This window comes from Shewanella youngdeokensis, from assembly GCF_033180165.1.
GTDB classification, from domain to species: domain Bacteria; phylum Pseudomonadota; class Gammaproteobacteria; order Enterobacterales; family Shewanellaceae; genus Shewanella; species Shewanella youngdeokensis.
This window is the reverse complement of sequence record NZ_CP136522.1, coordinates 3,988,783-4,015,016: the sequence shown is the minus strand read 5'-3', so window position 1 is coordinate 4,015,016 and position 26,234 is coordinate 3,988,783. Positions and strand designations below refer to the sequence as shown.

General features: G+C 45.3%; 22 protein-coding genes. 18 read left to right on the top strand and 4 right to left on the bottom strand.

The genetic code is table 11. The features are described from left to right. Window positions 1-75: 75 nt before the first annotated feature. The 4 genes from radC (at window position 76) to argA (ending at window position 3,479) form a co-directional block, all read left to right on the top strand. Complete coding sequence (radC, locus tag RGE70_RS17150; RefSeq protein WP_310472635.1) at window positions 76-753, top strand: RadC family protein; 678 nt, start codon at window positions 76-78, stop codon at window positions 751-753. Window positions 754-879: 126 nt separating this feature from the next. Then, window positions 880-1,116: a 50S ribosomal protein L28 gene (gene rpmB / locus RGE70_RS17145; RefSeq protein ID WP_310472634.1), complete on the top strand. Its 237-nt coding sequence runs from the start codon at window positions 880-882 to the stop codon at window positions 1,114-1,116. A gap of 6 nt (window positions 1,117-1,122) precedes the next feature. Continuing rightward, a complete protein-coding gene (rpmG, locus tag RGE70_RS17140; protein WP_011494790.1) occupies window positions 1,123-1,296 on the top strand; it encodes a 50S ribosomal protein L33 in 174 nt (57 codons plus the stop codon). 863 nt (window positions 1,297-2,159) lie between these two features. Next, a complete protein-coding gene (gene argA, locus RGE70_RS17135) occupies window positions 2,160-3,479 on the top strand; it encodes an amino-acid N-acetyltransferase (protein WP_310472633.1) in 1,320 nt (439 codons plus the stop codon). Window positions 3,480-3,573: 94 nt separating this feature from the next. Here argA and rarD read toward each other — a convergent pair whose 3' ends face one another. Further along, a complete protein-coding gene (rarD, locus tag RGE70_RS17130) occupies window positions 3,574-4,461 on the bottom strand; it encodes an EamA family transporter RarD (RefSeq protein ID WP_310472632.1) in 888 nt (295 codons plus the stop codon). Window positions 4,462-4,642: 181 nt separating this feature from the next. Further along, window positions 4,643-5,107 carry a thioesterase family protein gene (locus RGE70_RS17125; protein WP_310472631.1) on the bottom strand — a complete coding sequence of 155 codons (465 nt, stop codon included), beginning with the start codon at window positions 5,105-5,107 and terminating at the stop codon, window positions 4,643-4,645. 185 nt (window positions 5,108-5,292) lie between these two features. On the opposite strand from RGE70_RS17125, the gene recQ reads away from it, so the two are divergent. Next, window positions 5,293-7,116, top strand: a complete 1,824-nt coding sequence (gene recQ / locus RGE70_RS17120) for a DNA helicase RecQ (RefSeq protein WP_310472630.1) — start codon at window positions 5,293-5,295, stop codon at window positions 7,114-7,116. On the opposite strand, the gene RGE70_RS17115 is transcribed toward recQ, so the two are convergent. Then, window positions 7,113-8,861: a histidine kinase gene (locus RGE70_RS17115; protein WP_310472629.1), complete on the bottom strand. Its 1,749-nt coding sequence runs from the start codon at window positions 8,859-8,861 to the stop codon at window positions 7,113-7,115. The genes recQ and RGE70_RS17115 overlap by 4 nt on opposite strands. 503 nt (window positions 8,862-9,364) lie before the next feature. Here RGE70_RS17115 and leuA point away from each other — a divergent pair. From leuA to glpK, 6 genes are all read left to right on the top strand, one after another. Further along, window positions 9,365-10,939 carry a 2-isopropylmalate synthase gene (gene leuA / locus RGE70_RS17110; protein WP_310472628.1) on the top strand — a complete coding sequence of 525 codons (1,575 nt, stop codon included), beginning with the start codon at window positions 9,365-9,367 and terminating at the stop codon, window positions 10,937-10,939. 76 nt (window positions 10,940-11,015) lie between these two features. Beyond that, window positions 11,016-12,110, top strand: coding sequence for a 3-isopropylmalate dehydrogenase (gene leuB / locus RGE70_RS17105; protein WP_310472627.1), 1,095 nt, complete (start codon window positions 11,016-11,018; stop codon window positions 12,108-12,110). 2 nt (window positions 12,111-12,112) lie between these two features. Beyond that, window positions 12,113-13,513 carry a 3-isopropylmalate dehydratase large subunit gene (gene leuC, locus RGE70_RS17100; protein WP_310472626.1) on the top strand — a complete coding sequence of 467 codons (1,401 nt, stop codon included), beginning with the start codon at window positions 12,113-12,115 and terminating at the stop codon, window positions 13,511-13,513. 11 nt (window positions 13,514-13,524) lie between these two features. Beyond that, the gene (gene leuD, locus RGE70_RS17095) at window positions 13,525-14,130 is read left to right on the top strand and encodes a 3-isopropylmalate dehydratase small subunit (protein ID WP_310472625.1); all 606 of its coding nucleotides are present in this window, start codon (window positions 13,525-13,527) and stop codon (window positions 14,128-14,130) included. Between the two features lie 510 nt (window positions 14,131-14,640). Then, the gene (locus tag RGE70_RS17090; RefSeq protein ID WP_310472624.1) at window positions 14,641-15,954 is read left to right on the top strand and encodes an outer membrane protein transport protein; all 1,314 of its coding nucleotides are present in this window, start codon (window positions 14,641-14,643) and stop codon (window positions 15,952-15,954) included. A 270-nt stretch (window positions 15,955-16,224) separates the two neighbouring features. Continuing rightward, window positions 16,225-17,706, top strand: coding sequence for a glycerol kinase GlpK (gene glpK / locus RGE70_RS17085; RefSeq protein WP_310472623.1), 1,482 nt, complete (start codon window positions 16,225-16,227; stop codon window positions 17,704-17,706). Here glpK and RGE70_RS17080 read toward each other — a convergent pair. Next, a complete protein-coding gene (locus RGE70_RS17080) occupies window positions 17,703-18,029 on the bottom strand; it encodes a hypothetical protein (RefSeq protein WP_310472622.1) in 327 nt (108 codons plus the stop codon). The two genes, glpK and RGE70_RS17080, sit on opposite strands and share 4 nt — an antisense overlap. A gap of 786 nt (window positions 18,030-18,815) precedes the next feature. On the opposite strand from RGE70_RS17080, the gene mraZ reads away from it, so the two are divergent. The 7 genes from mraZ to mraY are packed head-to-tail and all read left to right on the top strand — an operon-like array spanning window position 18,816 to window position 26,228. Further along, window positions 18,816-19,274 carry a division/cell wall cluster transcriptional repressor MraZ gene (mraZ, locus tag RGE70_RS17075; RefSeq protein ID WP_310472621.1) on the top strand — a complete coding sequence of 153 codons (459 nt, stop codon included), beginning with the start codon at window positions 18,816-18,818 and terminating at the stop codon, window positions 19,272-19,274. Window positions 19,275-19,303: 29 nt separating this feature from the next. Continuing rightward, window positions 19,304-20,260, top strand: a complete 957-nt coding sequence (gene rsmH, locus RGE70_RS17070; protein WP_310472620.1) for a 16S rRNA (cytosine(1402)-N(4))-methyltransferase RsmH — start codon at window positions 19,304-19,306, stop codon at window positions 20,258-20,260. 8 nt (window positions 20,261-20,268) lie between these two features. Next, window positions 20,269-20,583, top strand: coding sequence for a cell division protein FtsL (gene ftsL, locus RGE70_RS17065; protein WP_310472619.1), 315 nt, complete (start codon window positions 20,269-20,271; stop codon window positions 20,581-20,583). After that, window positions 20,580-22,316, top strand: coding sequence for a peptidoglycan D,D-transpeptidase FtsI family protein (locus tag RGE70_RS17060; RefSeq protein WP_310472618.1), 1,737 nt, complete (start codon window positions 20,580-20,582; stop codon window positions 22,314-22,316). Before ftsL ends, RGE70_RS17060 begins: the two co-directional genes overlap by 4 nt. Beyond that, a complete protein-coding gene (murE, locus tag RGE70_RS17055; RefSeq protein WP_310473011.1) occupies window positions 22,313-23,782 on the top strand; it encodes a UDP-N-acetylmuramoyl-L-alanyl-D-glutamate--2,6-diaminopimelate ligase in 1,470 nt (489 codons plus the stop codon). The genes RGE70_RS17060 and murE overlap by 4 nt, the downstream gene beginning before the upstream one ends. Then, window positions 23,779-25,146, top strand: a complete 1,368-nt coding sequence (locus RGE70_RS17050) for a UDP-N-acetylmuramoyl-tripeptide--D-alanyl-D-alanine ligase (RefSeq protein WP_310472617.1) — start codon at window positions 23,779-23,781, stop codon at window positions 25,144-25,146. Before murE ends, RGE70_RS17050 begins: the two co-directional genes overlap by 4 nt. Next, complete coding sequence (gene mraY / locus RGE70_RS17045; protein WP_310472616.1) at window positions 25,146-26,228, top strand: phospho-N-acetylmuramoyl-pentapeptide-transferase; 1,083 nt, start codon at window positions 25,146-25,148, stop codon at window positions 26,226-26,228. Before RGE70_RS17050 ends, mraY begins: the two co-directional genes overlap by 1 nt. Window positions 26,229-26,234 lie beyond the last annotated feature (6 nt).

The window sequence follows — 26,234 nt, the reverse complement described above, 5'->3', positions numbered from 1 at the left end:
AATCCGTTTCGAGTTGATGAACAAGATTGTAAATTGTCGACCATACTCAAGCAGAAATATGACAAGGAGGTTGTCGTGGGAATCAAAGATTGGCCGCAAGGCGAAGGCCCAAGAGAAAAATTACTGCTTAGTGGTGCGCGGGATTTGTCGGACGCGGAGCTACTAGCAGTATTGCTCAGAGTTGGCGTAAGGGGCTTAAGTGCTGTTGAGTTAGCCCGTACAATGATAAGTGAGTTCGGTGGGCTTAGAAGCTTGCTGACGGCTTCTCAATCACAAATGTGCCGTTTAGACGGTATTGGCCCGGTAAAGTTTGCTCAATTGCAGGCTGCAGTTGAGATCGGTAACCGAATTTCGAAAGAAAACCTACAAAGAGGAAAAATTTTATCGGATCCTGATTTAACTCGAGACTATTTAATGAGACAATTGGCAGATCGTGCTTACGAAGTGTTTGCTATTTTGCTGTTAGATAGCCAACATCGGGTGATTCAATTCGTTGAATTATTCCGAGGCACAATTAGTTCTGCGTCGGTTTATCCGCGAGAAGTGGTAAGCTTGGTGCTAGAGAAAAAGGCTGCGGCTGTAATTGTTTGTCACAACCATCCTTCTGGGATTGCAGAGCCAAGTACAGCCGATAGACGAATTACTGAGCGATTGAAACAAGCTTTACAAACTATCGATGTTTCCTTGTTAGACCACATGGTTGTAGGGGATCGAGAGGTCGTTTCTTTCGCTGAACGGGGCTGGATAAATTAATCTAACCCTTGATCTTTGATTTTAGATCCTGTATAAAATGCGCCCTCTGTTGTGTGCCTCAGGCGACGGCCGTGTTCGGGGTACATTAATGCTCGAGCGTTATATATTGTTTTGGAGAAGTTTGACATGTCAAGAGTATGCCAAGTAACTGGCAAGAAACCAATGGTTGGTAACAACCGTTCGCACGCAAAGAATTCTACGCGTCGTCGTTTTTTACCTAACCTACAGAGTCACAGATTCTGGTTAGAGACTGAAAAACGTTTCGTTAAGCTACGTATCTCTACTAAGGGTATGCGTATCGTTGATAAAAAAGGTATCGAAGTTGTTGTTGCTGAACTTCGTGCCCGTGGCGAGAAGGTATAATAAACCATGGCTAAATCTAAAGGTAATCGTGAGAAGATCAAGCTAGTTTCTAGCGCTAAAACTGGTCATTTCTACACGACTGAAAAAAACAAACGTAACATGCCTGAAAAAATGGAAATCAAGAAATTTGATCCAGTTATTCGTCAGCACGTTATGTACAAAGAAGCTAAAATCAAGTAATTACTTGTTTTAAGAATCTTTTAAAAGCCTCTATTTTTAGAGGCTTTTTTTTTGGCTTGAAATCGTTCCACACTCCTAAAGTCCAATCTATAACCCCATAGCAGTCGATATTGATTATCTGTAACGGCATCCAAAATTCTACCAAGTTCTATACTGCGCTAGCAGGTGGTTTGTTGTGCCCGTGCCGAGTGGTATTCGCGCTGTAGCATGTCTGAACATGCCTTAAAGCATTAGCCTTAATGTTGTCAGTTACATCTATAAACGACTCGCTTGCTGTGGTCTTGCGAGGCATTCGGTGCTTTACATTAATGCGCAGTTGTATTTATCGGTTTTCGTATTTGTAGCGATGAATTTGTGGTATGTCGTTGTGACTGGCTATTCACTTACGCTGGTTTGGTTAAGGTTATTTTGATTTATTAACTATGAGCTGATACTGGCACTACTTCTCTATTTTTATGAACTTTATTATTAGTAAGCGGCTAATTTATTTGTTTTTAATCTGGTTGAAGGCGCTGTGAGCATAATGGTTATAGCCAGTACCCTAAAATCAATTTTTAATAAGCTTGTATGCGAATATTCATAATAAATTGCGATGTTAAATGGCACTATTTGTTGCTAAGCCAGCTTTTTAAGTTATTTATATCATTGATTTATCGCATATCTGGATCAACTTTTTTAAAGGCTAGGTGAGTATACTGATAAAGGTACTTGCAACCTTTTGGCTGTAATTGCTTAGAAATGCTGTTCATATAACGACAGTTGCGAATAAATGCTGTTTTATTGAATTAAAATGCAATACCATTGCATGTGTATTTATTGGTGCAGATTTTAGTGTTGTCTATTGTGGTAAGAGGTGGCTTAGCGTGCGTACAACAGAATTGGTCGATGGATTTCGTCACTCAACATCCTATGTTAATGCGCATAGAGGTAAAACATTTGTGGTTATGCTTGGTGGCGAAGCGTTAGCGCAACCCGGGTTTAAAGCCATTATTAATGATATTGCCTTATTGCATAGTTTAGGGATCAAAATTGTACTCGTGCATGGAGCGCGACCACAGATTGACGACGCATTGGCGCAAAATGGTTTAACGCCTGAATATTACAATGGCGTGAGAATTACTGAAGAAGACACGCTCAAAGTTATTAAGCAGGTAGTGGGCTCGTTGCAGCTCGATATTACTGCGAGATTATCGATGAGTTTGAGCAATACGCCGATGCAGAACGCTCAAATTAACGTGGTTAGTGGCAACTTTGTTATAGCACAGCCTTTAGGGGTTGAAGAGGGCATTGATTACAGCCTTAGCGGTAGGGTAAGGCGCATTGACAGCGACGGCTTACGTCGGCAGCTCGATAATGGTGGCATTGTGTTATTAGGCCCTGTTGCGGCGTCAGTTACTGGAGAGTGCTTTAACTTAACTGCTGAAGAAGTTGCGACTCAAATTGCGGTAAAAATCAAAGCCGATAAAATGATTGGTTTTAGTGCCAATGAAGGCATCATTGATGAGGCCGGCAATGTGCTAGCAGAACTAATGCCAACAGATGCCCAAGCCATACTCAATAACCTCTCTGAGCAAGCGCCGCTGAGCTTTGGCACTCATGCTTTTTTAAAGGCTAGTATCGACGCGTGTCGAAATGGAGTGAGCCGTTGCCACTTTGTGAGCTACTTAGATGATGGTGCGTTACTGCAAGAGTTGTTTTCGCGCGATGGTATTGGTACTCAAATTGTGACCGAGAGTGCTGAGCGATTACGTCGTGCGTCAATTAGCGATATCGGTGGTATTTTAGATCTTATTCGCCCACTTGAGGAAAAAGGCTTTTTGGTGCGTCGTTCGCGCGAACAGCTAGAGATTGAAATTGAGCAGTTTATGCTGATTGAACGCGATGGCTTGGTGATTGGCTGTGCCGCCTTTTATCCTTTTGAAGAGGAGCATGCGGGGGAGTTTGCCTGTTTAGTTGTACACCCTAAATATCGCGATGCTGATCGTGGCAGCCTGTTGCTGCACAACATTATTAGCCAAGCAAGGGTTAAAGGCTATACTAGGTTGTTTGCATTAACCACGCGCAGTATTCATTGGTTCTTAGAGCATGGCTTTAATATTGTTGAAGTAGATGCTTTGCCAGAAAAGAAAAAGCAGCTGTATAACTATCAGCGTAAGTCAAAAATCTTAGCGTTAGACTTGTAAGCTTAACTGCAGCTAAGAACAAGCTTGCCGGTAGCTATTTAATAAAAACGAACCCTTAAGGTTCGTTTTTTATTGGCTTACTTTATTAAACACTCTAGTTTTTGAGCTTGCGCTTATACAACATGTCGGTGGTAAACAGTGCAAGAGCTGCCCAAATAAAGGCAAATGTAATGCCTTTTTCCATGTCAAAGGGCTCGTTAAATAGCGTAATTGCGAGAGTAAACATAATGCACGGGCCAATGTATTGGAAAAAGCCGAGCATAGTGAATGGGATCCGCACGGCCGACGCCGCAAAGCAAAGTAATGGGATCGTGGTGACAATTCCTGCGGCGAGTAACAATAAGTTATGGTACGTATCGTTACTTAGTAAGTGCGTCATCGAGTCGCCCATGTTGCTCAGTAGGTAAATCACAGCCAGCGGTAGTAACAACGCCGTTTCTACGAGTAACCCCGTTGTCGCGTCTACATTAACTTTTTTACGTAGCAGGCCGTAACAGGCAAAAGTGCAAGCGAGTGCCAGTGACACCAACGGTATCGAGCCAAATGAAATTAACTGAATTGCTACGCCAATAGCGGCTAATGCCACGGCAGCCCACTGCAGCTTACGCAAACGTTCACCCAAAAAGAGCATGGCTAAAAAGACATTGACCAAAGGGTTAATAAAATAGCCTAGGCTAGCGTCGAGCATATGTTCATTGGTCACAGCCCAGATAAAAATCAACCAGTTAGCAGCAATGAGCAGCGAGGTGGTGCACAATATTGCCAATTTCTTGGGTTGTTTCAGTATTAACCTTACTTGGCCAAAGCCACCTAAAACACTGCTGAGAAGCGCAACAAAGACAAAAGACCACAAGACGCGGTGTAGCAGGATCTCTGTGGCTGGCACTTCTGCAAGCAATTTAAAATATAGCGGAGCAAAGCCCCACATGGTGTAGGCGCAAATGGCGAATATTATGCCTTTGCGGTGTTCGATATCTTGCATTAGAAGGTGCTAAAAAGTGGGAGTGAGGCGCAATTGTAAGCTTGTCATAGCCCAGACTCAAGCAAGCTGTAGCGATTAAGTGTTAACGAAGATGTAGGGCAAATATTGAGGCGGCTAATACAGGTCACCACCGTCATAAGTGGCGTGCCGAAGCACCACTTTTTATAGTCAGATTGCGTCATTAACCGACCATGTAGGTTCCGGTGCCAAAGGCAATATGGTCACCTTTTTCGTTGTGCAATTCCATTCTAGAAACTGACACTCTATTGCCCGCGCGGATCACAGTGCCGGTTCCGGTGAAAATCTCACCACGGCCAGGGCGTAAATAATCAATCCGTAAATCAATAGTGCCTAACGTTTGGATGCGCTTTTCAAGCTCTTTAATACTCCAGTCGTCGCGGCTGGCAACAAGACCTGAAAAAGCGGTTAAGCCGCCAACCACATCAAGCACAGTTGCGGTAACGCCGCCATGTAGTATTTGTTGATGGATATTACCGATGAGCTCCGGTTTCATAGTGACCACAACTTCAACCCCATCAACGTCGTAACGTTTAATATCCATGCCGAGTAAATTGTGAAAAGGCACGTTTTTATCAAATACCTCTGCTACTCTGCGCAATGTCTCTTGTTGAATTTGGTTACTCATATCGCTCCCTGATGACGACCTCGTCAAGGTGCTAACTTAATCACACTATGACGCTAGAGCATTCAATCTATCTCTAATGGATAACGCGTTGCAAGTTTAAATTTTAGCCAATAAACCGTTTGTATAGCGACAAGTGCGGTTAGCTCCATTAGAATGGTCGGCCTTATATTTAACACAGGTTCACTATGGTTCAGGCGGCGCTCGAACAACCAGTTGATCAATTAGCAGCAAGTCTCCAGTCGGTATTCGGATACCGTACCTTTAGGGACGGTCAGCGAGAGGTGATTGAACAGATCTGCGCTGGACAAGATTGCCTAGTTATCATGCCTACCGGTGGTGGTAAAAGCCTGTGTTATCAATTACCCGCATTACAGCTACCGGGTTTGACAATTGTGGTTTCACCGCTGATCTCGTTAATGAAAGATCAGGTCGACAGTCTGATACAGACGGGTGTATCGGCGGCGTACTTAAACTCATCTCAGCCTCGTGAAGAGAGCCTGCAGATTTTGCAGAAGATGCGTTATGGCGAACTCAAGCTATTGTATGTGTCGCCAGAGCGATTACTGCAAGCGAGCTTTATCGATAGATTACACGAGCTCAATATTTCGCTGTTTGCGATTGATGAAGCGCATTGTATTTCGCAGTGGGGCCATGACTTTAGGCCAGAATACGCTGCGCTAGGTCGATTACGGCAGCAGTTTCCTCACGTACCGATTATGGCGTTAACGGCTACGGCGGATAATGCAACACGCCTAGATATTTGTGAACGTTTAGCGATTCAGCCCTTTTCGTTGCTCACTAGTTTCGATAGGCCAAATATTCGTTATACCGTTGCTGAAAAGCTCAATGCGGCTAATCAATTACGCCAATTTGTTGATGCACAAAATGGTAGCAGTGGCATAATTTACTGCAGTAGTCGACGTCGGGTTGACGAAGTGGCCGATAGATTGCGGCTGCAGGGGCATCAAGCTGAAGCGTATCATGCAGGTAAAACGCAAGAAGAACGCGCCGATGTGCAAGACCGCTTTTTAAAAGACCAGCTCGACATTGTGGTGGCGACCGTGGCGTTTGGCATGGGTATCAATAAGTCCAATGTTCGCTATGTTGTGCATTATGACATCCCTAAAAGCGTAGAAGCCTATTACCAGGAAACTGGCCGAGCGGGTCGAGATGGGCTCGATTCTGAAGCGTTAATGCTGTTTGACCCTGCCGATATTGGCAGAGTAAGGCATTTAATTGAGCAATCAGAGCCGGGACCGCAGCAGCAAGTTGAGTTTCATAAGCTCAATACCATGGCGGCATTTGCTGAAGCACAAACATGTCGCCGCCAAGTACTACTGCATTATTTTGATGAAAGTGCGTTAGAGCCCTGCGGTAACTGCGATATTTGTTTAGATCCGCCCAAAAAATACAATGGTATTCAAGATGCGCAAAAAGTCCTGTCTTGTATTTATCGTCTGGGACAGCGCTTTGGGGTGAACCACCTGATTGAAGTCTTGCGGGGGTCTAAAGCGGCAAACGTGATGGAGCGAGGGCATCATAAATTATCGACCTGGGGCATTGGCAAAGAAAAAAGCCATGAACATTGGCTTAGTGTTATCAGGCAGTTAATTCATTTAGGGCTAGCGAGTCAAGACATTACACGTGGCTCATCAGTCACGTTAAATCCGGCTGCAAGAGCGGTGCTAAAAGGGGATGTTGAGTTACTTTTGGCAGAGCCTCGCATTGTGATCCAAACAACAAAGCGGCGCGGTCATAACCCTAAAACTCCGAGCAATTACGACCGTAAATTGTTTGCTAAATTAAAGTCATTACGTCGAACTTTGGCCGAAGAGCTCGATGTGCCTCCGTACTTGGTATTTAACGATGCCACCTTAGCTGAAATGGCGGCCATTTTACCCACTAGTCCCGGCGAGTTGTTAGCCGTGAATGGCGTAGGTGAGCGTAAGTTAGAACGTTTTGGTGGTGAGTTCTTAGACGAAATAGAAAACTACCTAGCCACCAATTAACAGGCTTTTTGGTTGCTAAGCTGACTAATCTTGGCGCGTTTTATCATTGACTGTAGATTATCAAATTGTTGCATTGCAGCGAGACCAAACGCAATTTTGATGTTGTCTTGCCACATTGCCATGCAGTCGTTGAGCTGGTTAATTACCTTTGCCGCGCCTTGCTTGGTTGTGTGTGGCAGCATGATTAAAATTTGCCTATCAGATTGCTGTAACCAAATATCTTGCCCCCGTAACTTTGTTTTTAACTGCTCCAAAACCATGGGGACGTCAGCGGCGTGAATATCATGAGGGTTAAACACCAGTAACGACAACGGATACCCCGCTTGCTGGCTCAAGCTCAGTCGGTCCTCAAGTGCCTTTTGGGGCTCAACTTTGGCTTCTAAATTATTAACAACGTGGTCTAACGAGTCTGGCATTGACGCTTTTGTTTGGTACCAGTGAAAATAAATCAGTAAGCCTATAATGAGTAAAGCTATTGGGATAAACCAGAGCGGCAGACCTTCACTTGTGGTGGTTGCGGCAATAAACGGATGGGTTTGACTTGTAGCCTGCTGTGCTTGGTTGACATCAACTTTGAGTAGCGACATCCAGGTTTGCTTGAGGGCTTCGGTTTCTTTTTCTAGTGCGTCAAGTTGCTTTAGCTGGTATTGGTATGCCTGCGTAAATTGCTTTTGCTTAGCAAAATATTCGGCTAACGATGCATAACTGTTTTTGAGGTCAATATAACGCTTGTTTTCAAGCGCGAGCGCGATAGCTTGTTGCATTAACGCTATGCCATTTTCCTCATCGCCTTGCTGCAACTTTAGATTGGCGCTTAACCATAGGGTGTCAATGATACCGACGATATCGGCTTTTTCCTGAAAAGTGGATAAACTGAAGTGTAATAATTGTGTCGCACTGTTGTACTTTCCTCCATCAAAATCGATACGGGCTATTGCTTTATAGGCGCTAGCTAACTCTAACGGAGAGCCTAACTCGTCTAACTGGGTGTTGACGACTTGACGGTATTTAGCTTGCTCTTCGGGTAACCGATTTTGCTGCGCAAATTTGGTCATTTCTAATGCTGCAAACAGTCGTACTTTGCCTTTAGTTGTTTGTTCATTTAATGCATTTCGAAGGTGGATTGTTGCTTCTTTAGTTTCCCCCATTCCGGCGAGTAACCCACCAATCGCAGCATATAAAGTACCCTTTGGAGGCCAAGTCCATTGTTGTTTTTGCAGCTCTATTTCAGGGTAAATATCTAGCGCTAAACGTAAGTCTTCGATGGCTGCATTGTTATGGTTTACTCGGGTGCTTAACTGGCTTCTTAACCATAAACCATTAATTAACGCTTGTGGTTGCTGCAGTTGTCTAGCAAGTTTAATCGAAGTGTGCAGTAACGGTAATGCTTGTTGGTAATCGCCGACGTTGGCATATGCTTGTACCAAGCAGTTTAAAAAGTAAGGTCGGGCTGTGTTTAGCGATAACCGTTTGGACTTGGCTTCATTGACACGGGCAAGACGAATAGCAGCCATGTTATCGCCAACTTGAACTAAGGCTTCGCACTTGAGTGCGGCTAAGTGGGTTAGAGTACTGCTTGAGTTGGGTACACCAAAAAAATGCTTCTCGAGAGCGCTTATTTGAGACAAGGCTTTACTGGGATATTGAAAAACAAGGGGGTTGAGTTGCTCAACTTGTTGCAACGTACTCGCTAAAACCGGCGAAATCCAGCAAGCCAAACACAGTACGATGATCCTCAAATCCATTTCTAGCTCCAATGTTAATCCTTGAATCCGCTTTCCTTTAGCAGAATGTCGCTATTATAACCATGTTATTTACAAATATGCATAGAAAAGCGATTTAGTCGAGAATATTGCGATATATCACTATTCCAACGCGGCTGACGCAATAATATCTCGCTATGTTGTTTTTTGTTGGTATTTATTGGCAAGGTATTGCTTTTAATGAGCTACGTCTGGCTTCTTTTGTGACTTAACTGAGCAATTTAGACTTGACACTGCTGGTAAGGCGAGTTAAATATTAACCAATGCAGCAAACTCTGCTGGCATACTTATTGGTTTAAGTTGAATAATTATTATGAAGCATCCTCGCACACGACTTCGGTTCCTCTTTCTTATTCTCGCAAAGACTGCGCGGAGGAAATAGTGCTTCATGCTTAACAAGCCTGCATTAATGACCCGCACCCGGTGCGGGTTTTTTGTATTTAAATCGCCTAAAGCAAACATTTGAAGTTCAATGGAGAGAATAGATGTCTAACCGCGTGATGATATTTGACACGACACTTCGTGATGGTGAGCAAGCACTGGCTGCTAGTTTAACGGTTAAAGAAAAGCTTCAAATTGCCCTTGCACTCGAACGCCTCGGTGTTGATGTGATGGAGGTGGGGTTTCCAGTCTCTTCTCCGGGTGATTTTAAATCGGTACAGACCATTGCTGGCAGCATTAAAAATAGCCGTGTTTGTGCACTTTCAAGGGCATTAGAAAAAGATATCGATGCAGCCGCACAAGCGTTATCGGTTGCTGAACAATTTAGGATCCACACCTTTATTTCGACATCTACCATCCATGTTGAAAGTAAGCTTAAGCGATCTTTTGATCAAGTATTAGAGATGGCCGTAGGCGCCGTGAAGTATGCACGCCGGTTTACCGACGATGTTGAGTTTTCTTGTGAAGACGCCGGTCGAACGCCGATTGATAACCTATGTCGCATGGTTGAAGAAGCAATTAAAGCAGGCGCACGTACCATTAATATTCCTGACACGGTTGGTTATACCGTACCGAGCGAATTTGGCGGCATTATTCAAAACTTGTTTAACCGCGTACCGAATATCGATCAGGCGATTATTTCGGTGCATTGCCACGACGATCTGGGCCTGTCGGTCGCCAACTCAATTACCGCAGTACAGCATGGTGCACGCCAAATTGAATGTACGGTTAACGGTATTGGTGAGCGTGCGGGTAACTGTTCTTTAGAAGAAATTGCGATGATTTTGTCGACCCGTAAAGATGAGCTAGGGTTACACACTGGTATTAATGCTAAAGAAATTTACCGTACTTCAAACTTAGTGAGCCAGCTGTGTAATATGCCTGTGCAATCGAATAAAGCGATTGTTGGTGCTAATGCCTTTACGCACTCTTCCGGTATTCACCAAGATGGCATGCTAAAGGCGCAAAACACTTACGAGATCATGACCCCAGAAAGCATCGGGCTTAATCGTAGCAATCTGAATATGACCTCGCGTTCAGGCCGACATGTCATCAAGCACCGTATGAGTGAACTGGGTTACAACGACCAAGATTACGACATGGATGTGTTATACGATGAGTTTTTGATCCTTGCAGATAAAAAAGGTCAGATATTTGATTACGACCTTGAAGCGCTAGCCTTTATGGAAGCACAAGCCGAAGACGATGACCACGTTAAATTGCAGCAATTAGTCGTACATTCGGATTCAACGCAAGGTAGCGCAACTGCCACGGTAAAAGTGGAAATTGATGGCAAGACCGTTACTGAAGCAGCAACGGGCAACGGTCCTGTGGATGCAGCTTACAAGGCCGTAGCCCGCGCTAGCGGTAGTGATATTAATATTACCAGCTATCAATTGGGCGCCAAAGGTGAGGGGCAAAATGCCCTTGGCCAGGTTGATATTACAGCGCGCTACCGGGAACAGAATTTTCATGGGGTTGGCTTAGCAACTGATGTGGTAGAGGCTTCCGTAAAAGCACTTATTCACGTGATGAACTTAACATGGCGCGCAGATAAAGTTGCTGATTGTAAACATAAAAAACAACTACAGAGTCAGCAAGTGCTTGGCGGCGTGTAGCTAAAATAACGCCCTATGTGGCACGGCCAGTGTTGGTGCAAGAATATAAAGAATAATTAAAGGAGTTAATTGTCGTATGAGTTATCAAATAGCTGTATTGGCTGGAGATGGAATTGGTCCTGAAGTTATGGCTGAAGCGCGTAAAGTATTGAGTGCAGTTGAGGAGCGCTTTGCGCTTGCCATTGAATACACGGATTATGATGTGGGTGGCGCTGCCATTGATAACCAAGGTTGCCCGCTACCTGATACAACGCTAAAAGGCTGCGAAGCTGCCGACGCTATTTTGTTTGGCTCTGTCGGTGGGCCAAAGTGGGAACACTTAGCGCCAAATGATCAACCAGAGCGTGGAGCGCTATTGCCGCTGCGTGGTCACTTTGAACTATTTTGTAATATGCGCCCCGCTAAACTGCATGGCGGTCTTGAGCATATGTCGCCGCTGCGTAGCGATATATCATCGCGTGGTTTTGACGTGGTATGTGTCCGTGAACTCACCAGTGGTATCTACTTTGGTAAACCAAAAGGCCGTCAGGGCGAAGGCGAAAACGAAGAAGCATTTGATACCATGCGCTATACCCGCAAAGAAATTGCCCGTATTGCAAAAATTGCTTTTGAAACAGCCCAGGGGCGCCGTAAAAAGGTAACTTCAGTAGATAAAGCCAACGTACTAGCATGTTCAGTTTTATGGCGTGAAGTCGTTGAAACCGTAGCTAAAGATTACCCCGATGTTGAGCTTGAACATATCTACATTGATAACGCGACCATGCAGTTGCTACGTCGTCCAGATGAATTTGACGTAATGCTGTGTTCAAATTTATTTGGCGATATTATTTCTGACGAAATTGCCATGTTGACCGGTTCCATGGGGCTGTTGTCATCAATCAGCATGAATAGCTCTGGTTTTGGTTTGTATGAGCCTGCTGGCGGTAGTGCACCTGATATAGCAGGCCAAGGTATTGCCAACCCGGTAGCGCAAATTTTATCGGCTGCACTATTACTACGCCATAGCTTAAAGCAAGAGGCGGCGGCTGTAGCGATTGAAAATGCGGTTAGCCAAGCCTTAGGTGAAGGCTACCTAACGGGGGAATTACTGGCAAGCGAAGACCGTCATCGCGCTAAAACAACCCGTGAAATGGGTGATTATATTGCCAAGCTTGTCAGGGAAGGAGCATAACCATGGCTAAGACATTATATGAAAAGGTATGGGATCAGCATGTTGTGGTCGCCACTGAAGGTGAAGCGCCGATTATTTACGTTGATCGCCACCTAGTGCACGAGGTTACTTCACCGCAAGCATTTAGCGGTTTGCAAGTTGCTGGACGCAATATGCACGCGGCTGAAAAAACGTTCGCCACCATGGATCATAACACCTCGACGACCAGCGCCAGCCTCGACGCTTTAAGCCCAATGGCTAAAACACAAGTACAAACGCTGGAACGTAACTGCAAAGATTTTGGTGTGCGACTTTATGATATCCACCATAAAAACCAAGGCATAGTCCATGTGATGGGGCCTGAGCTCGGCATTACTTTGCCGGGTACAGTCATTGTGTGTGGCGATTCACACACCGCAACGCATGGCGCGTTTGGCGCACTGGCATTTGGTATTGGTACCTCTGAAGTTGAGCATGTTATGGCGACCCAAACTTTACGTCAGTTGAAAGCCAAAACCATGAAAATTGAAGTACGTGGCCATGTTGCACCAGGTATTACTGCTAAAGATATCGTATTGGCGATTATCGGCCATATTGGTATGGATGGCGGCACTGGATATGTTGTCGAATTTTGTGGTGAAGCAATTGAAGCACTGTCTATGGAAGGGCGTATGACCGTGTGCAATATGGCGATAGAAATGGGGGCTAAAGCAGGCATGATAGCTCCTGATGCTACAACCGCAGCATATCTAAAGGGCCGTGAGTTTGCACCTAAAGGTGAGCAGTGGGAGCAAGCTATTGCGGCCTGGTCTGAGCTTAAAACAGATGCTGGCGCGACGTTTGATGCCACTGTCGTTCTCGACGCCAGTGATATTGCGCCACAACTAACTTGGGGAACGAACCCCGGGCAAGTTGTTGCCATCGACCAATTGGTGCCAAATCCTGCTGACGCCACTAATTCTACGGTACGAACCAGTATTGAAAATGCACTCAAATACGTTGATTTAAGCGCGGGAACTTCAATGACTGATGTCGGTATTAATAAAGTGTTTATTGGCTCATGCACTAATTCACGTATTGAAGATCTCCGTGCGGCAGCTGTTCACGCTAAAGGGCGTAAAGTCGCGCAAGGAGTTAAAGCGATTGTCGTGCCAGGTTCTGGGTTGGTAAAGGAGCAGGCAGAGGCTGAGGGGTTAGATAAAATCTTCTTAGACGCGGGTTTTGAATGGCGCTTACCGGGTTGTTCAATGTGCTTGGCAATGAATGACGATAAGCTAGAAGCTGGCGATCGCTGCGCTTCGACCAGTAATCGTAATTTTGAAGGTCGACAAGGGCGCGGTAGTCGTACACATTTAGTTAGTCCTGCAATGGCTGCCGCTGCTGCGGTAGCAGGTCATTTTGTTGATATCCGTAAACCTTACTAGGGAGCTAACTCATGCAACCATTTATTGCACACACTGGGCTTGCGGTTATTCTCGATAGCGCAAATGTCGATACAGACCAAATTATTCCAAAGCAGTTTTTGTCTAAAGTCACCCGAGATGGGTTTGGTGTTCATCTGTTTCATGATTGGCGCTATCTAGATGAAGCAGGAGAGCAGGCTAACCCTGATTTTGCACTAAACCAGTCGCGTTATGAAGGCGCTTCGGTATTAGTGGCACAAGAGAACTTTGGTTGCGGCTCAAGCCGTGAACATGCGCCGTGGGCGTTGGCTGACTTTGGCTTCAAAGTCATTATCGCCCCCAGCTTTGCTGATATTTTTTATGGTAATGCCATCAATAATGGTCTTTTACCGGTCAAGCTAGCCGATGCTGAGGTTAAAACTCTGATGACAGAGGTTGAGGCTCAACCCGGTGCGAAGATTAAAATAGATCTTCAAGCCCTGACTGTCACATCACCGGCAGGCGCTGTATTTAAGTTTCAAATCGAAGGGTCTGCACGCCATAACTTGCTTAACGGCTTAGATGCTATTGGTTTAACGTTAACGCATGCTGATGCGATTGCACAATACGAAACGACAATACCAGCATGGCGCGTTTGAGTTGACTGCTTAAGCGCAAATATTTAGCTTACACTCGTACTAAGCTGTTGTTTGAAAGAAGCTGTTTAGGTTATTACCTAAACAGCTTTTATTTTGGATGGCTAACTGATATTTGTAATCTGTTGTTATTAAAGGTTTTGTTATTTGACCTTACTATGGTGATATCACTCTATTCTTGGTGGTAGTGATTTATGCTAAATTTACTTTGTTTTTTAAGAGTATAAATGTTCTCTAGTTTTTTGGTTTTATCAATCTGATTTTAAATGTGTTTTCTGTGAGTTTAGCTGTTTTTTGTATTTTTTCAGCGACGTTTTTAAGTGATTTGTATTCTGTTTTGAGTTTTTAAACGTGATCCTTGCAACACTCTTGCTAAATGCTATACCTTTGGGTGGTGTTTTCTGCTGTTTTTGTCAAAGCACTTGTAAACATATTCTGTACGGGTAAAATCCGCTCCAATTTGAAGCGGAGCTATCACTCCACTTGTTGTCATAACATAACTAGAGAATACAAATGAATAAGCGTTTATTAACACTTGCCGTTAGTGCAGTGCTTTTGGGGAATGTTACACAAGTACAAGCAGCTGGGTTTCAACTAGCAGAATACTCTGCTACTGGGCTTGGCCGTGCATTTGCTGGTGAAGCGGCAATGGCTGATAACGCATCGGCTCAATTCCGTAATCCTGCAATGCTAACCTATTTAGAAGGTACGCAAGTGTCAGGCGGCCTTATTCTAGTTGTGCCAAGCATTGATATTCACGGCGAGGTGACATACAACGACGTGACAAGCCCTACTTCGGCTGAAGATATCGCTGATGCTGCGGCTATCCCTAACTTTTATGCTTCGCATCAGTTGAATGATAAGTGGTTTATTGGCCTTGCGCTAGGCAGTAACTTTGGAATGGCCACAGAACTTGATGATGATTTCCGTGGTACCCAATACGGTGATGAAGCGTCGGTAACCACCATCGAATTTAACCCAAACGTTGCTTACCGCATAAATGACCAATTTAGCATTGGTGGCGGTGTACGCTTTATTTGGGGCGAAGGTAGTATTGGTGCGCAAAGCTCAATTGATACTGTAATCCCAACTCCGCTTGGTAACATTACAGTGCCAAAAGGTACCTCACTTAAATACATGGAAGGTGATGACACCTCATGGGGTTGGCAGTTAGGTGGTGCATGGCAGATTAATGCTGACCACCGCATCGGACTTAACTACCGTTCAGGGGTAGAACAAAACCTTGAAGGTGAGGCTAATGGTTTTGCATTTAACCCGTTTAATCCGACTCAAACAATGGCTGGCTCAATGGAGCTAGAATTACCGGCAACTGCTGAACTAGCCTCGTTTCACCAGTTAACTGAAAAACTAGCGATTCATGCCAGCATTAACTGGACTGATTGGAGCTCATTTGAGCAATTAGTTGCAGTTATTCCATCTCTTGATGAACCTAACCAGCTAGTGAAGCAAGAAAACTGGGAAGATAACTACCGCTTTGCAGTGGGCACAACTTACCAGCTAAACGATACAGTAACGATGAGAGCGGGTGTGGCACTGGATAAATCAGCAGTGTCAGACGCAAACCGTACATTAACGATTCCTGAAATGGATCGCTTATGGTTGAGTGCAGGCATGAACTACAAAGTGAACAAAAACTTTGATATGGATCTTGGCCTAACCTACATTTTTGCTGACGAATCTCCAGTTGTAGAGCCGCGCCCAGGTATTCCATCTGACGATGATTCTGCTTACTTCGGTGGTACTTTCACTGGTACCACGAGTGGCAATATTTTCTTAGTGGGTGTTCAAACAACTTACCGCTTCTAAACCGACATTAAATTATTGCGCAATTGATAGTGCAATAATTGTGTTTAGTTTTGAATCAGCCTCGCAATAGCGGGGCTTTTTTCTGTCTCTTGAAACTGTGTTAATGGAGTGTTAGATTGTTTTCGAAGCAAAAACAGTAACTGCTTAAGCTTGAATATCTGATTGAAACAACGTGATTTAAATTAGATTATTGACGGCACAATGATCATCTATCACCCTGTAATTATCGTTATAGGGTTGAATACTCCACCCGTTATTAAGGAAATAATAGTGTCAAAAAAATATGTCATCGCGCTGGATCAGGGCACGACAAGTTCAAGAGCCATTATTTTTGACCATGACGCAAATATGGTCGCGAGCTCTCAACGCGAGTTTGGCCAAATTTACCCTAAACCGGGTTGGGTTGAGCACGACGCCATGGAAATATGGGCATCGCAAAGCTCCACATTAATTGAAGTGTTGGCCAGAGCGAATATTCGCTCTGATGAGGTGGCCGCAATTGGGATCACCAATCAACGTGAAACCACGGTCATTTGGGATAAAGCTACCGGTAAGCCTGTGTACAACGCCATTGTATGGCAGTGCCGCAGAAGTAAATCGATTTGTGACACATTAAAAGCGCAGGGTTTAGAAGAGTACGTTAAAGATAATACCGGCTTACTGCTCGACCCCTATTTTTCAGGTACCAAGATTAAATGGATCCTTGATAACGTCGAAGGCGTAAGGGCGCGAGCGGAAAGAGGCGAGCTACTTTTTGGCACTATCGATAGTTGGTTAGTCTGGAAACTGACGGAAGGTAAGGTGCACGTTACCGATCCGACAAATGCTTCGCGGACATTATTATTTAATATTCATCGTCAAGAGTGGGACGAAAAGCTGCTGGCAGCCTTTGGGATCCCGCGTGCGATGTTACCTGAGGTTAAGCCGTCATCAGCTATTTACGGTCAAACGCGGATAGTCGGCGAAGGCAGCCATATTGCCATAGCGGGGATTGCGGGTGATCAACAAGCTGCACTTTTTGGTCAGCTATGTATTGACGAAGGTATGGCTAAAAATACCTACGGTACAGGGTGCTTCTTATTAATGAACACCGGCAAAGAGGCGGTAAAGTCAAAGCATGGTCTGTTAACAACCATTGCCGTTGGCGCGAATGGTGAAGTGAATTATGCGCTTGAAGGCTCGGTATTTATGGGTGGTGCGACCATTCAATGGCTACGAGATGAATTAGGCTTAATACGCGACGCACAAGACACCGAGTATTTTGCTTCTAAAGTTGAAGACACCAACGGCGTTTACTTAGTACCTGCATTTGTCGGGCTGGGTGCTCCTTACTGGGATCCAGACGCGCGTGGTGCATTGATTGGATTAACTCGTGGCGCCAACCGCAACCATATTATTCGTGCTGCGCTTGAAGCGATAGCTTATCAAAGCCGAGATCTCATCGATGCGATGTTAAAAGACAGTGGTGTGCAGCTAAAACAAATTAAAGTCGACGGCGGCGCGGTTGCTAACGATTTTTTAATGCAGTTCCAAGCCGACATCACCAATGTTGATGTTATGCGACCTGAGCTAACAGAAACCACTGCCATGGGCGCGGCTTTTCTTGCAGGGTTAGCGGTGGGCTTTTGGGCATCGACTGAAGAGTTACAACATAAGGCGATTATTGAGCGCCGTTTTTCACCACAAATATGCGACAACAGCCGAGATGAGTTGTATCAAGGCTGGCAAGATGCGGTGGCAAGGACGCGTTAAATATTGACGTCGATATGCGGGAAAGACGCGTCAGTTTGCGTGCTATCAGTACAAGGCTGCTGTGAGTCGCAGCGTCTATCTTTTGCATGTTTACCACGTCTTTCCAACGCGGGATCTAATGGTGAGCTCAGCGGTAAATTTTTACGTCGGTCTTTTTTTGCGCGTCGCCTGTCTAAATTTGCTGGCAGTTGCGCCTGAGGCTGCTCATGGCTATCTGCCGTGATTGCAGCTGTATTTACTACGGGTTTGACACCATTCTTAGGCTTTACCTCAGGTAAAGGAGGGCGGGCTAGCATGGCATAAACGCTGTCTAAACTAATCATACGACTCCCTTTGTAGTTACAACTCACATATTAAATATATCGGCCGTAACTGCTTAAAACTTAGCCTATTTACTTACTAAGTTAAAAGTAGACGCAAAGAGTTAGACTCGCAAACAGATAATAGCCGGCGGATTGACTTTTACGTTGAGCATTCAGGCGTTTGTAACAAATTAGCGCACTTGTTGTGCAACAGGCATTAGCTGTGTGCTGCTGATGTGGCGACAAGCGAGTATGCCAGTGTTTATTTATTCGCGACGCTTTTGCGGGCGATAAATAGCCGATATTGAAAAGTTGCCTGTTTAGAACATCGTTTTTAATTTGGATGTTTAGCTATAACGCAATGCGAGTTTCAACCATGGGGTAGCAGGTGAATTTAGTGAGATTGTTTTGATAATGGCCGTACAATGAATTAAATCTTGTTAATGCAGGTGTGTGAATATTTAATTTCGGCGACCAACAACGTATATTTTATCTGCTCTATTTCAGCGTTAGTGGTAGGCATTGAGCCAATAATCTCCACTATTGTGTGCACGTCGTCCCACCTGGGCACACTCTTCTGCCTGTTTTATCTGCATTTTAGGCTGCGCATTGAACTCAGCCCCCACAAAAATCCCCATTTGTGTTCATCGGAACCATTGGTTAAAACAGGCTGCTAACCCGCTTGGTTGCTGGATTTATAAATGGCGCCGTGCCCTTGACAATTCTTGCGTTCTATCCCTAAACTTAGCTATTGTGGGTAAATGTGGATATTTGTGGTTTTTTGCAGGTAAACAAGGATGATTTAGGGTGTTTTCTGGGGCTAGTGCTATCAATTTAGATGCAAAGGGACGAATCGCGATGCCAAAACGGTACCGTGAGCCGCTGCATGCCCGTCATAATAACCAATTAGTGATCACCGTCGATATCCAATCACCGTGTTTATTGCTCTATCCTATACAGGAATGGGAGCATATTGCCGTTAAATTATCTCAATTGTCAGATACTCAGCCTGCCGAGCGCGCGATAAAGCGTATGCTACTTGGCTATGCACATGAATGTGAACTTGATGGTAATGGCCGTGTTTTGTTGCCTACCCCGTTACGTCAATATGCCAATCTGGAAAAGCGAGCAATGCTTGTCGGCCAACTCAATAAGTTTGAGCTTTGGTGTGAAGCTGCTTGGCAGCAACAGATTGAAGAGAGTCGCGTTGCGATCCTTAATGAAGATTTAGCAGCTAACGAACGCTTAGCTGACTTTTCGCTTTAATCGGCGATATTAACTAATAGAAGATTACCATGACACAATCATTTGAACACCTATCAGTCTTGCTCACCGAAACCGTGGCAGGCCTAAACATACGGGAAGACGGCATCTACATTGATGGTACCTTCGGTCGCGGTGGTCATTCTAGAAAAGTGCTCGAGCAGTTAGGGCCTAAGGGTCGTTTAATCGCGATTGACCGAGATCCACAAGCCATTGCCGCCGCAGAGCAGTTTAAAGACGATAGCCGTTTCCAGATTGTTCATGGCGGTTTTGGTCAGTTAGCTGAGTATGTTGAAGAGCTTGGTCTGAAAGGCAAAATTGACGGTGTGTTGCTCGACTTTGGTGTGTCTTCGCCACAGCTTGACGATGCCGAACGTGGATTTAGTTTCTTACGTGATGGACCATTGGATATGCGAATGGATAATTCACAAGGGCAAACTGCAGCGCAGTGGCTTGCACGTGCCGAGATTGAAGATATGGCGTGGGTGTTTAAAACCTATGGCGAAGAGAAAAACTCTCGCCACATTGCGCGTTGTATCGCAGCAGATAGAGAAAAACAACCGTTTTTACGCACCAAAGAGTTAGCCGATCTTATTGCCCGCATTACGAAAAATAAAGAACGTAATAAGCATCCTGCTACACGGGTGTTTCAGGCCATTCGCATTTATATCAACAGTGAATTAGAGCAGATTGATCAAGCGCTTGAAGGTGCGCTTAAGGTGTTAGCGCCAGCAGGCCGTTTGTCGGTTATCAGTTTCCATTCATTAGAAGATCGCATGGTGAAACGTTTTATTCGTCGTCATAGCCAAGGTGAGAGCGTACCGCATGGTTTACCAATCACCGAAGCTGAAATTAATAAATCTCGGAAATTGAAAAGCATTGGTAAAGCAATAAAGCCATCAGAAGAAGAAATTGAGCGTAATGCACGCTCGCGTAGTTCAGTATTACGCATTGGTGAGCGTTTACCTTATGACGTTGACGCACAGTAGCGTTTTTTGTGAGTAAACCGCAGTTAAACCTAGCCCGCATTGTGTTGCTCGATTTGTGGCATCACAAAGGCGTTATGGTGGTCGCGTTACTGGTTATGCTCAATGCCATCGCTGTGGTGTACACCAGCTATGAAGGGCGGCAATACACCAGTCAGTGGGAACAGTTATTACAAGAACGAGACCGGTTAGATATTGAGTGGCGAAACTTGCTACTCGAGGAGCAGTCACGCTCTGAGCACAGCCGGGTTACTCGCATGGCAACCAAAGAACTCAACATGAGGCGGCCATTACCTAAAGAAGAGGTGGTCGTAAGAGTTAAATGAAAAAACAGGCAAAGCGCAAACAAAAGCCGCAGTCTATTCAATGGCGTTTATACGTTGTTGTGGGATTTGTTTGCCTGTTATTTAGTAGTTTGATTGGTCGAGCTGCTTATATTCAAATTATTGAACCTGAAAAGCTGCGTCACGAAAGTGACATGCGTACGTTAAGAACCACAAGCCGTGAAGTTCAACGTGGTTTGATTACCGACCGTAACGGTGAAATGTTGGCGGTGAGTGTACCGGTTAAAGCTGTCTATGCTGATCCTAAAGTGGTGCATGATGAAGACGGTTTTGTGGATATGCGCCGTTGGCAAGCCTTAGCGGATGTGCTGCACGAACCTAAAGAAGACATCCTTAAGCGAGTTCAAAACAATCCGCGTAAACGGTTTACCTACTTGAAACGTCAGGTAACGCCGTCTGTTGCTGATTACATCAAAAAACTCAAATTACCGGGTGTTTACCTCAAACCCGAATCCCGTCGTTATTACCCTACCAGTGAAATTTCCGCGCAGTTAGTGGGTATTACCAATATCGACGATAAAGGTATTGAGGGAATTGAAAATGCTTATAACGATTGGTTAACGGGCACGCCAACAAAACAGAAAGTCCGTAAATCGCGAGACGGCCATGTAGTTGAGCGCTTAGACATGGTGCAAGAGGGTGAAAGCCCAAATGACTTAGTGTTAAGTATTGACCAACGAATACAGCAACTCGCTTACCGAGAAATCAAAAAAGCCACTGAGCTTAACCAAGCAACATCGGCATCGATTGTCGTGCTTGATGTGAATACCGGTGAAGTCCTTGCGATGGCCAATACACCATCATATAACCCCAATTCTCGTGAAAACTTACAAAGTTATCGCATGCGTAATCGTGCCCTCACCGATGCTTATGAGCCGGGGTCAACGATTAAGCCATTTGTGGTTGCCGCTGCACTTGAAGCCGGCACCATCAAGCAAGATGACATCATTAAAACTAGCCCTGGCCGAATGCGTATCGGCGGCAAAATTGTGCGTGATACCCGTAACTATGGTTCGCTTTCGCTCAGCGGCATTCTTGTACACTCTAGTAACGTTGGTATGAGTAAGATTGCGTTGTCTATGCCAGTGCAAGAACTATTGGGGTCATACCAAGCCATGGGGCTGGGTAATTACTCGGGAATTAGCCTTGAAGGAGAAAGCGCAGGCTTGATCCACGACAGGAGGCGTTGGTCTGAATTTGAACGCGCGACGTTGTCATTTGGCTATGGCTTTATGGCTACACCACTGCAAATTGCCAGACTGTATTCGATTCTCGGCAGTAAAGGCATGTTGTATCCAGTATCAATTTTAAAACTTAAGCAAAAACCTGAAGGCACCCAAGTGTTGTCGGCGGAAGTGGCGCAAAGCGTAATGGAAATGCTAGTTGGAGTTACTGAAAAAGGCGGCACTGCGCGTAAAGCGCATATTGAAGGCTACCCTGTTGCAGGTAAAACCGGTACCGCTCGAAAAGCCGTAGCAGGTGGTTATGGCGAAGACTACGTGGCTCTTTTTGCCGGCGTGGCTCCAGTACACAACCCTAAGTTGGCAATCGCTGTCGTTGTTAACGAGCCTAAAGGCGATAAATATTATGGCGGCGATGTTGCCGCGCCTGTATTTGCATCAGTTATGTCTGGTGCGTTACAGATGTTGAATGTAGAACCTATTTCAAGCCGCGAAAAAGTGCGGCTGGCTGCCTTATCTAGGAGTGCAGAATAATGTTAATTCGAGACCTCCTCGCACCCTGGTTCCACTATTCAGGAGTGGACGATTTTAATGATTTAACGCTTGATAGCCGTGCGGTTAAAGCTGGTGATTTATTTGTTGCTATGCCGGGTTATCAAGTTGATGGGCGGCAATATATTGGGGCCGCCTTTGAGCAAGGTGCTGTGGCTGTTCTGGTTCATACCGATGCTCCCGAAGAGCATGGCCAAGTTAGTGATAGCAATGGGCTGCAGATTGCCTTTTTTCAGCTTAACAGGCAAGTCTCAGCGCTGGCGGCGCAGGCGTATAGTCTGTCTAGTCAGCGGCCTCATATTATTGGTGTTACTGGCACCAACGGTAAAACGTCGGTCAGTCAGTTAATTGCTCAGTTACAGCAACTGCAGTCAAAACGACCTGCGGTTATGGGGACTTTAGGTAACGGGCTTTGGGGAGAGCTTGTTGACAGTGGTAACACTACTGCTGATGCGATTACTCTCATCAAACAATTGCAATCTTTTGAGCAGCGTCATGTCGATACATGTGCCATGGAAGTATCCAGCCACGGCCTGGTGCAAGGTCGAGTTGAGGCTGTCCCGTTTGATGTTGCTGTATTTACTAATTTAAGCCGAGACCACTTAGATTACCATCGCACAATGGAAGCCTACGGCACCGCTAAACAGAGGTTGTTCTCTTTTGGGTCTTTAAAGGCCAGCTTACTTAACTGCGATGATGCAACTGGGGCTGCTTGGTTGGCACAATCATCGAACGTTAACACCTTAGGCTACAGCATTAAAGCCGACACCAATGCCGCGATTTATGCCACTGATTGTCGTTATCACGACGCGGGAGTATCTTGCACTATTGTGTGGCCAGAAGGCGAAGCTGAATTGACGTCTCCTCTGTTGGGTGATTTCAATTTGTCCAACTTGGTGGCGGCATTAGGCGCGTTATACCTTGTGGGTGAAGATATGGCGACCTTAGTAAAACTAGCTAGTCAGCTTACCCCAGTTGCGGGGCGAATGGAGCGCTTTACCACCGCTGACAATGTCACTTTAGTGGTCGACTACGCCCACACTCCTGCTGCGTTAGAGCAAGCTTTACAAGCTTTACGAGTACATTGTAAAGGCCAACTTTGGTGTGTATTTGGCTGTGGTGGCGATCGCGATACAGGTAAGCGGTCGATGATGGCCCGCAGTGCCGAGCAGTACGCTGACCAAATTATGGTAACCAGTGACAATTCACGTAGCGAAAACCCAGAGCGTATTATTGCCGATGTATTTAGCGGCTTTGTTACTCCACAAAATGTCCAGTCGCAGGTTGAACGTCAAACCGCGATTGCTGCCGTAGTTGCGCAAGCGAAAGCGGGTGACATGATATTACTTGCAGGTAAAGGGCACGAAACTTACCAAGAAGTAAATGGTGAAAAATTGAATTACGACGAAAGAGCTTTTGCCCAAACAATCGCTAGTGGTGACGCATGATAACGTTATCACTCGCTGAACTGGCTCAGCACCTTGGTGGCCGCCTGCACGGCGAAGATCGGATCATTGAACAGGTTTCTAGTGATAGCCGTAATGTGTGCGCTAAAACACTGTTTGTTGCTTTAAAAGGCGATAATTTTGACGGCCATCAGTTTGTGGCCTCAGCTGCCGAAGCTGGCGTAAAGGCGGTTTTGGTTGAGCGTGAGCTACCGCTAGATGTGTCGCAGATTATTGTCGCTAACGCTCAGCGAGCTATGGGTAGTATCGGCGCATATATACGCGACAAGTTGTCACCTGTGTGTGTGGCGTTAACTGGCTCAAATGGCAAAACTAGTGTTAAAGAGATGGTCGCAACGATTCTATCTCAGCAATTTAAGGTGCTGTATACCGCGGGTAACTTCAATAACGAAATCGGCGTGCCGTTGACATTATTGCGCTTAGAGGCCGGCGATCAGTTTGGCGTGTTTGAATTAGGCGCCAATCATGCCGGTGAAATTGATTACACCTCTAGCTTGGTTAAGCCTCGCGTGGCGATGGTAAATAACGTTGCCTCTGCCCACCTAGAAGGTTTTGGATCGTTAGCTGGAGTCGCTAAAGCAAAGTCTGAAATCTTTAACCATGTTATGGCGGACGGCACCGCGGTGATTAATGCCGATGATGCGTTTGCGGCAGTGATGCTTACTGCATCGAAGCACTTAACCCAACTGACATTTGCTATCGATGCCGATGCAAATGTTAAAGCAACGGCACTGCAGGCAGATAAAAGCGGTCGATACCGTTTCAATATTAACTACAACGGACAAATAGAATCGGTAGTGTTACCGCTAGCTGGACGTCATCAAGTGCTTAATGCATTAGGGGCGACCAGTATCTGTTTGGCATTAGGCTTGACGTTAAGCCGTATTTGCCAAGGTTTAGCTTTATTGCAACCAGTTAAAGGCAGAATGCTCCCCGTCAGTTTTGGCCGGGTGACTGTGATTGATGACAGTTACAACGCCAATCCCGCCTCGGTAGGAGCTGCGATTGATTGGCTTCAAAAAATTCAAGGAAATCGGTGTTTAGTTCTGGGCGATTTAGGCGAATTAGGCGACAATGCTGCCCTTTTGCACAGTGAGCTCGGTAAAGAAGCTAAAACAAAAGGTGTTGATGCACTATTTTGTGTTGGCGAACTGAGTGAAAGTGCAAGTGTTGCTTTTGGAGCTACACATCATAATGATATCAAGGAATTGACAGCAGAATTAATCACTTATATTAATAGTCTGCCTGAAGATATCACCATATTAGTGAAAGGCTCGCGCAGTGCGAAAATGGAACGTGTAGTTGAAGCTTTAACAATGGCCTTTGGTCGCGGGGAGTTTGTTTAATGCTGGTTTACCTGGCGGAGTATTTAACCCAATTTTACAGTGGGTTTAACGTTTTTTCTTATGTCACATTCAGAGCAATGCTTGGTTTGATGACAGGATTAGTGTTTAGTCTTTGGTGGGGCCCAAAGATGATAGAGCGTTTGCAGTTATTGCAAATTGGACAAGTGGTACGTAACGACGGCCCTGAATCGCATTTTAGTAAGCGAGGCACACCTACAATGGGTGGTTTGCTTATTTTAGCGGGGATTTTTGTCAGCGTGTTGTTGTGGGGTGACCTCGGTAGTCGCTATGTGTGGGTGGTGTTGTTTGTACTTGCCAGCTTTGGCACCATTGGCTTTATTGATGACTATCGAAAAGTAGTACGTAAAGACACTAAGGGTCTGATTGCAAGGTGGAAATACCTGTTGCAGTCACTTGCTGCATTGCTTATTGCCGTTTACCTTTACGCGTCGGCTGAAACAGTCGGAGAAACCCAGTTAGTGGTGCCGTTCTTTAAAGATGTTATGCCGCAACTTGGCGCATTCTTTATTGTTTTAGTGTATTTCACCATTGTGGGCTCAAGTAACGCGGTTAACTTAACGGACGGGCTCGATGGCTTAGCCATTATGCCAACGGTGATGGTAGCTGCAGCATTTGCGCTAATAGCGTACCTTTCTGGTCACGTTCAATTTGCTAACTATTTGCACATTCCTTACCTGCCTGGAGCGGGTGAACTAGTGATTGTGTGTATGGCTATAGTGGGTGCCGGCTTAGGGTTCTTATGGTTTAACACCTACCCAGCGCAAGTATTTATGGGCGATGTAGGCTCATTGTCATTGGGCGCGGCATTAGGCGCGATAGCGGTATTAGTACGTCAAGAGATCTTGTTGGTTATCATGGGCGGCGTTTTTGTAATGGAAACCGTGTCGGTGATTTTACAGGTAGGTTCATACAAATTAAGGGGTCAGCGTATATTCCGTATGGCACCTATTCACCATCATTATGAGTTAAAAGGTTGGCCAGAACCGCGAGTTATCGTTCGGTTTTGGATCATCTCTTTGTTCCTCGTCGTGCTGGGATTGGCAACCTTAAAACTTAGATAAAACGGA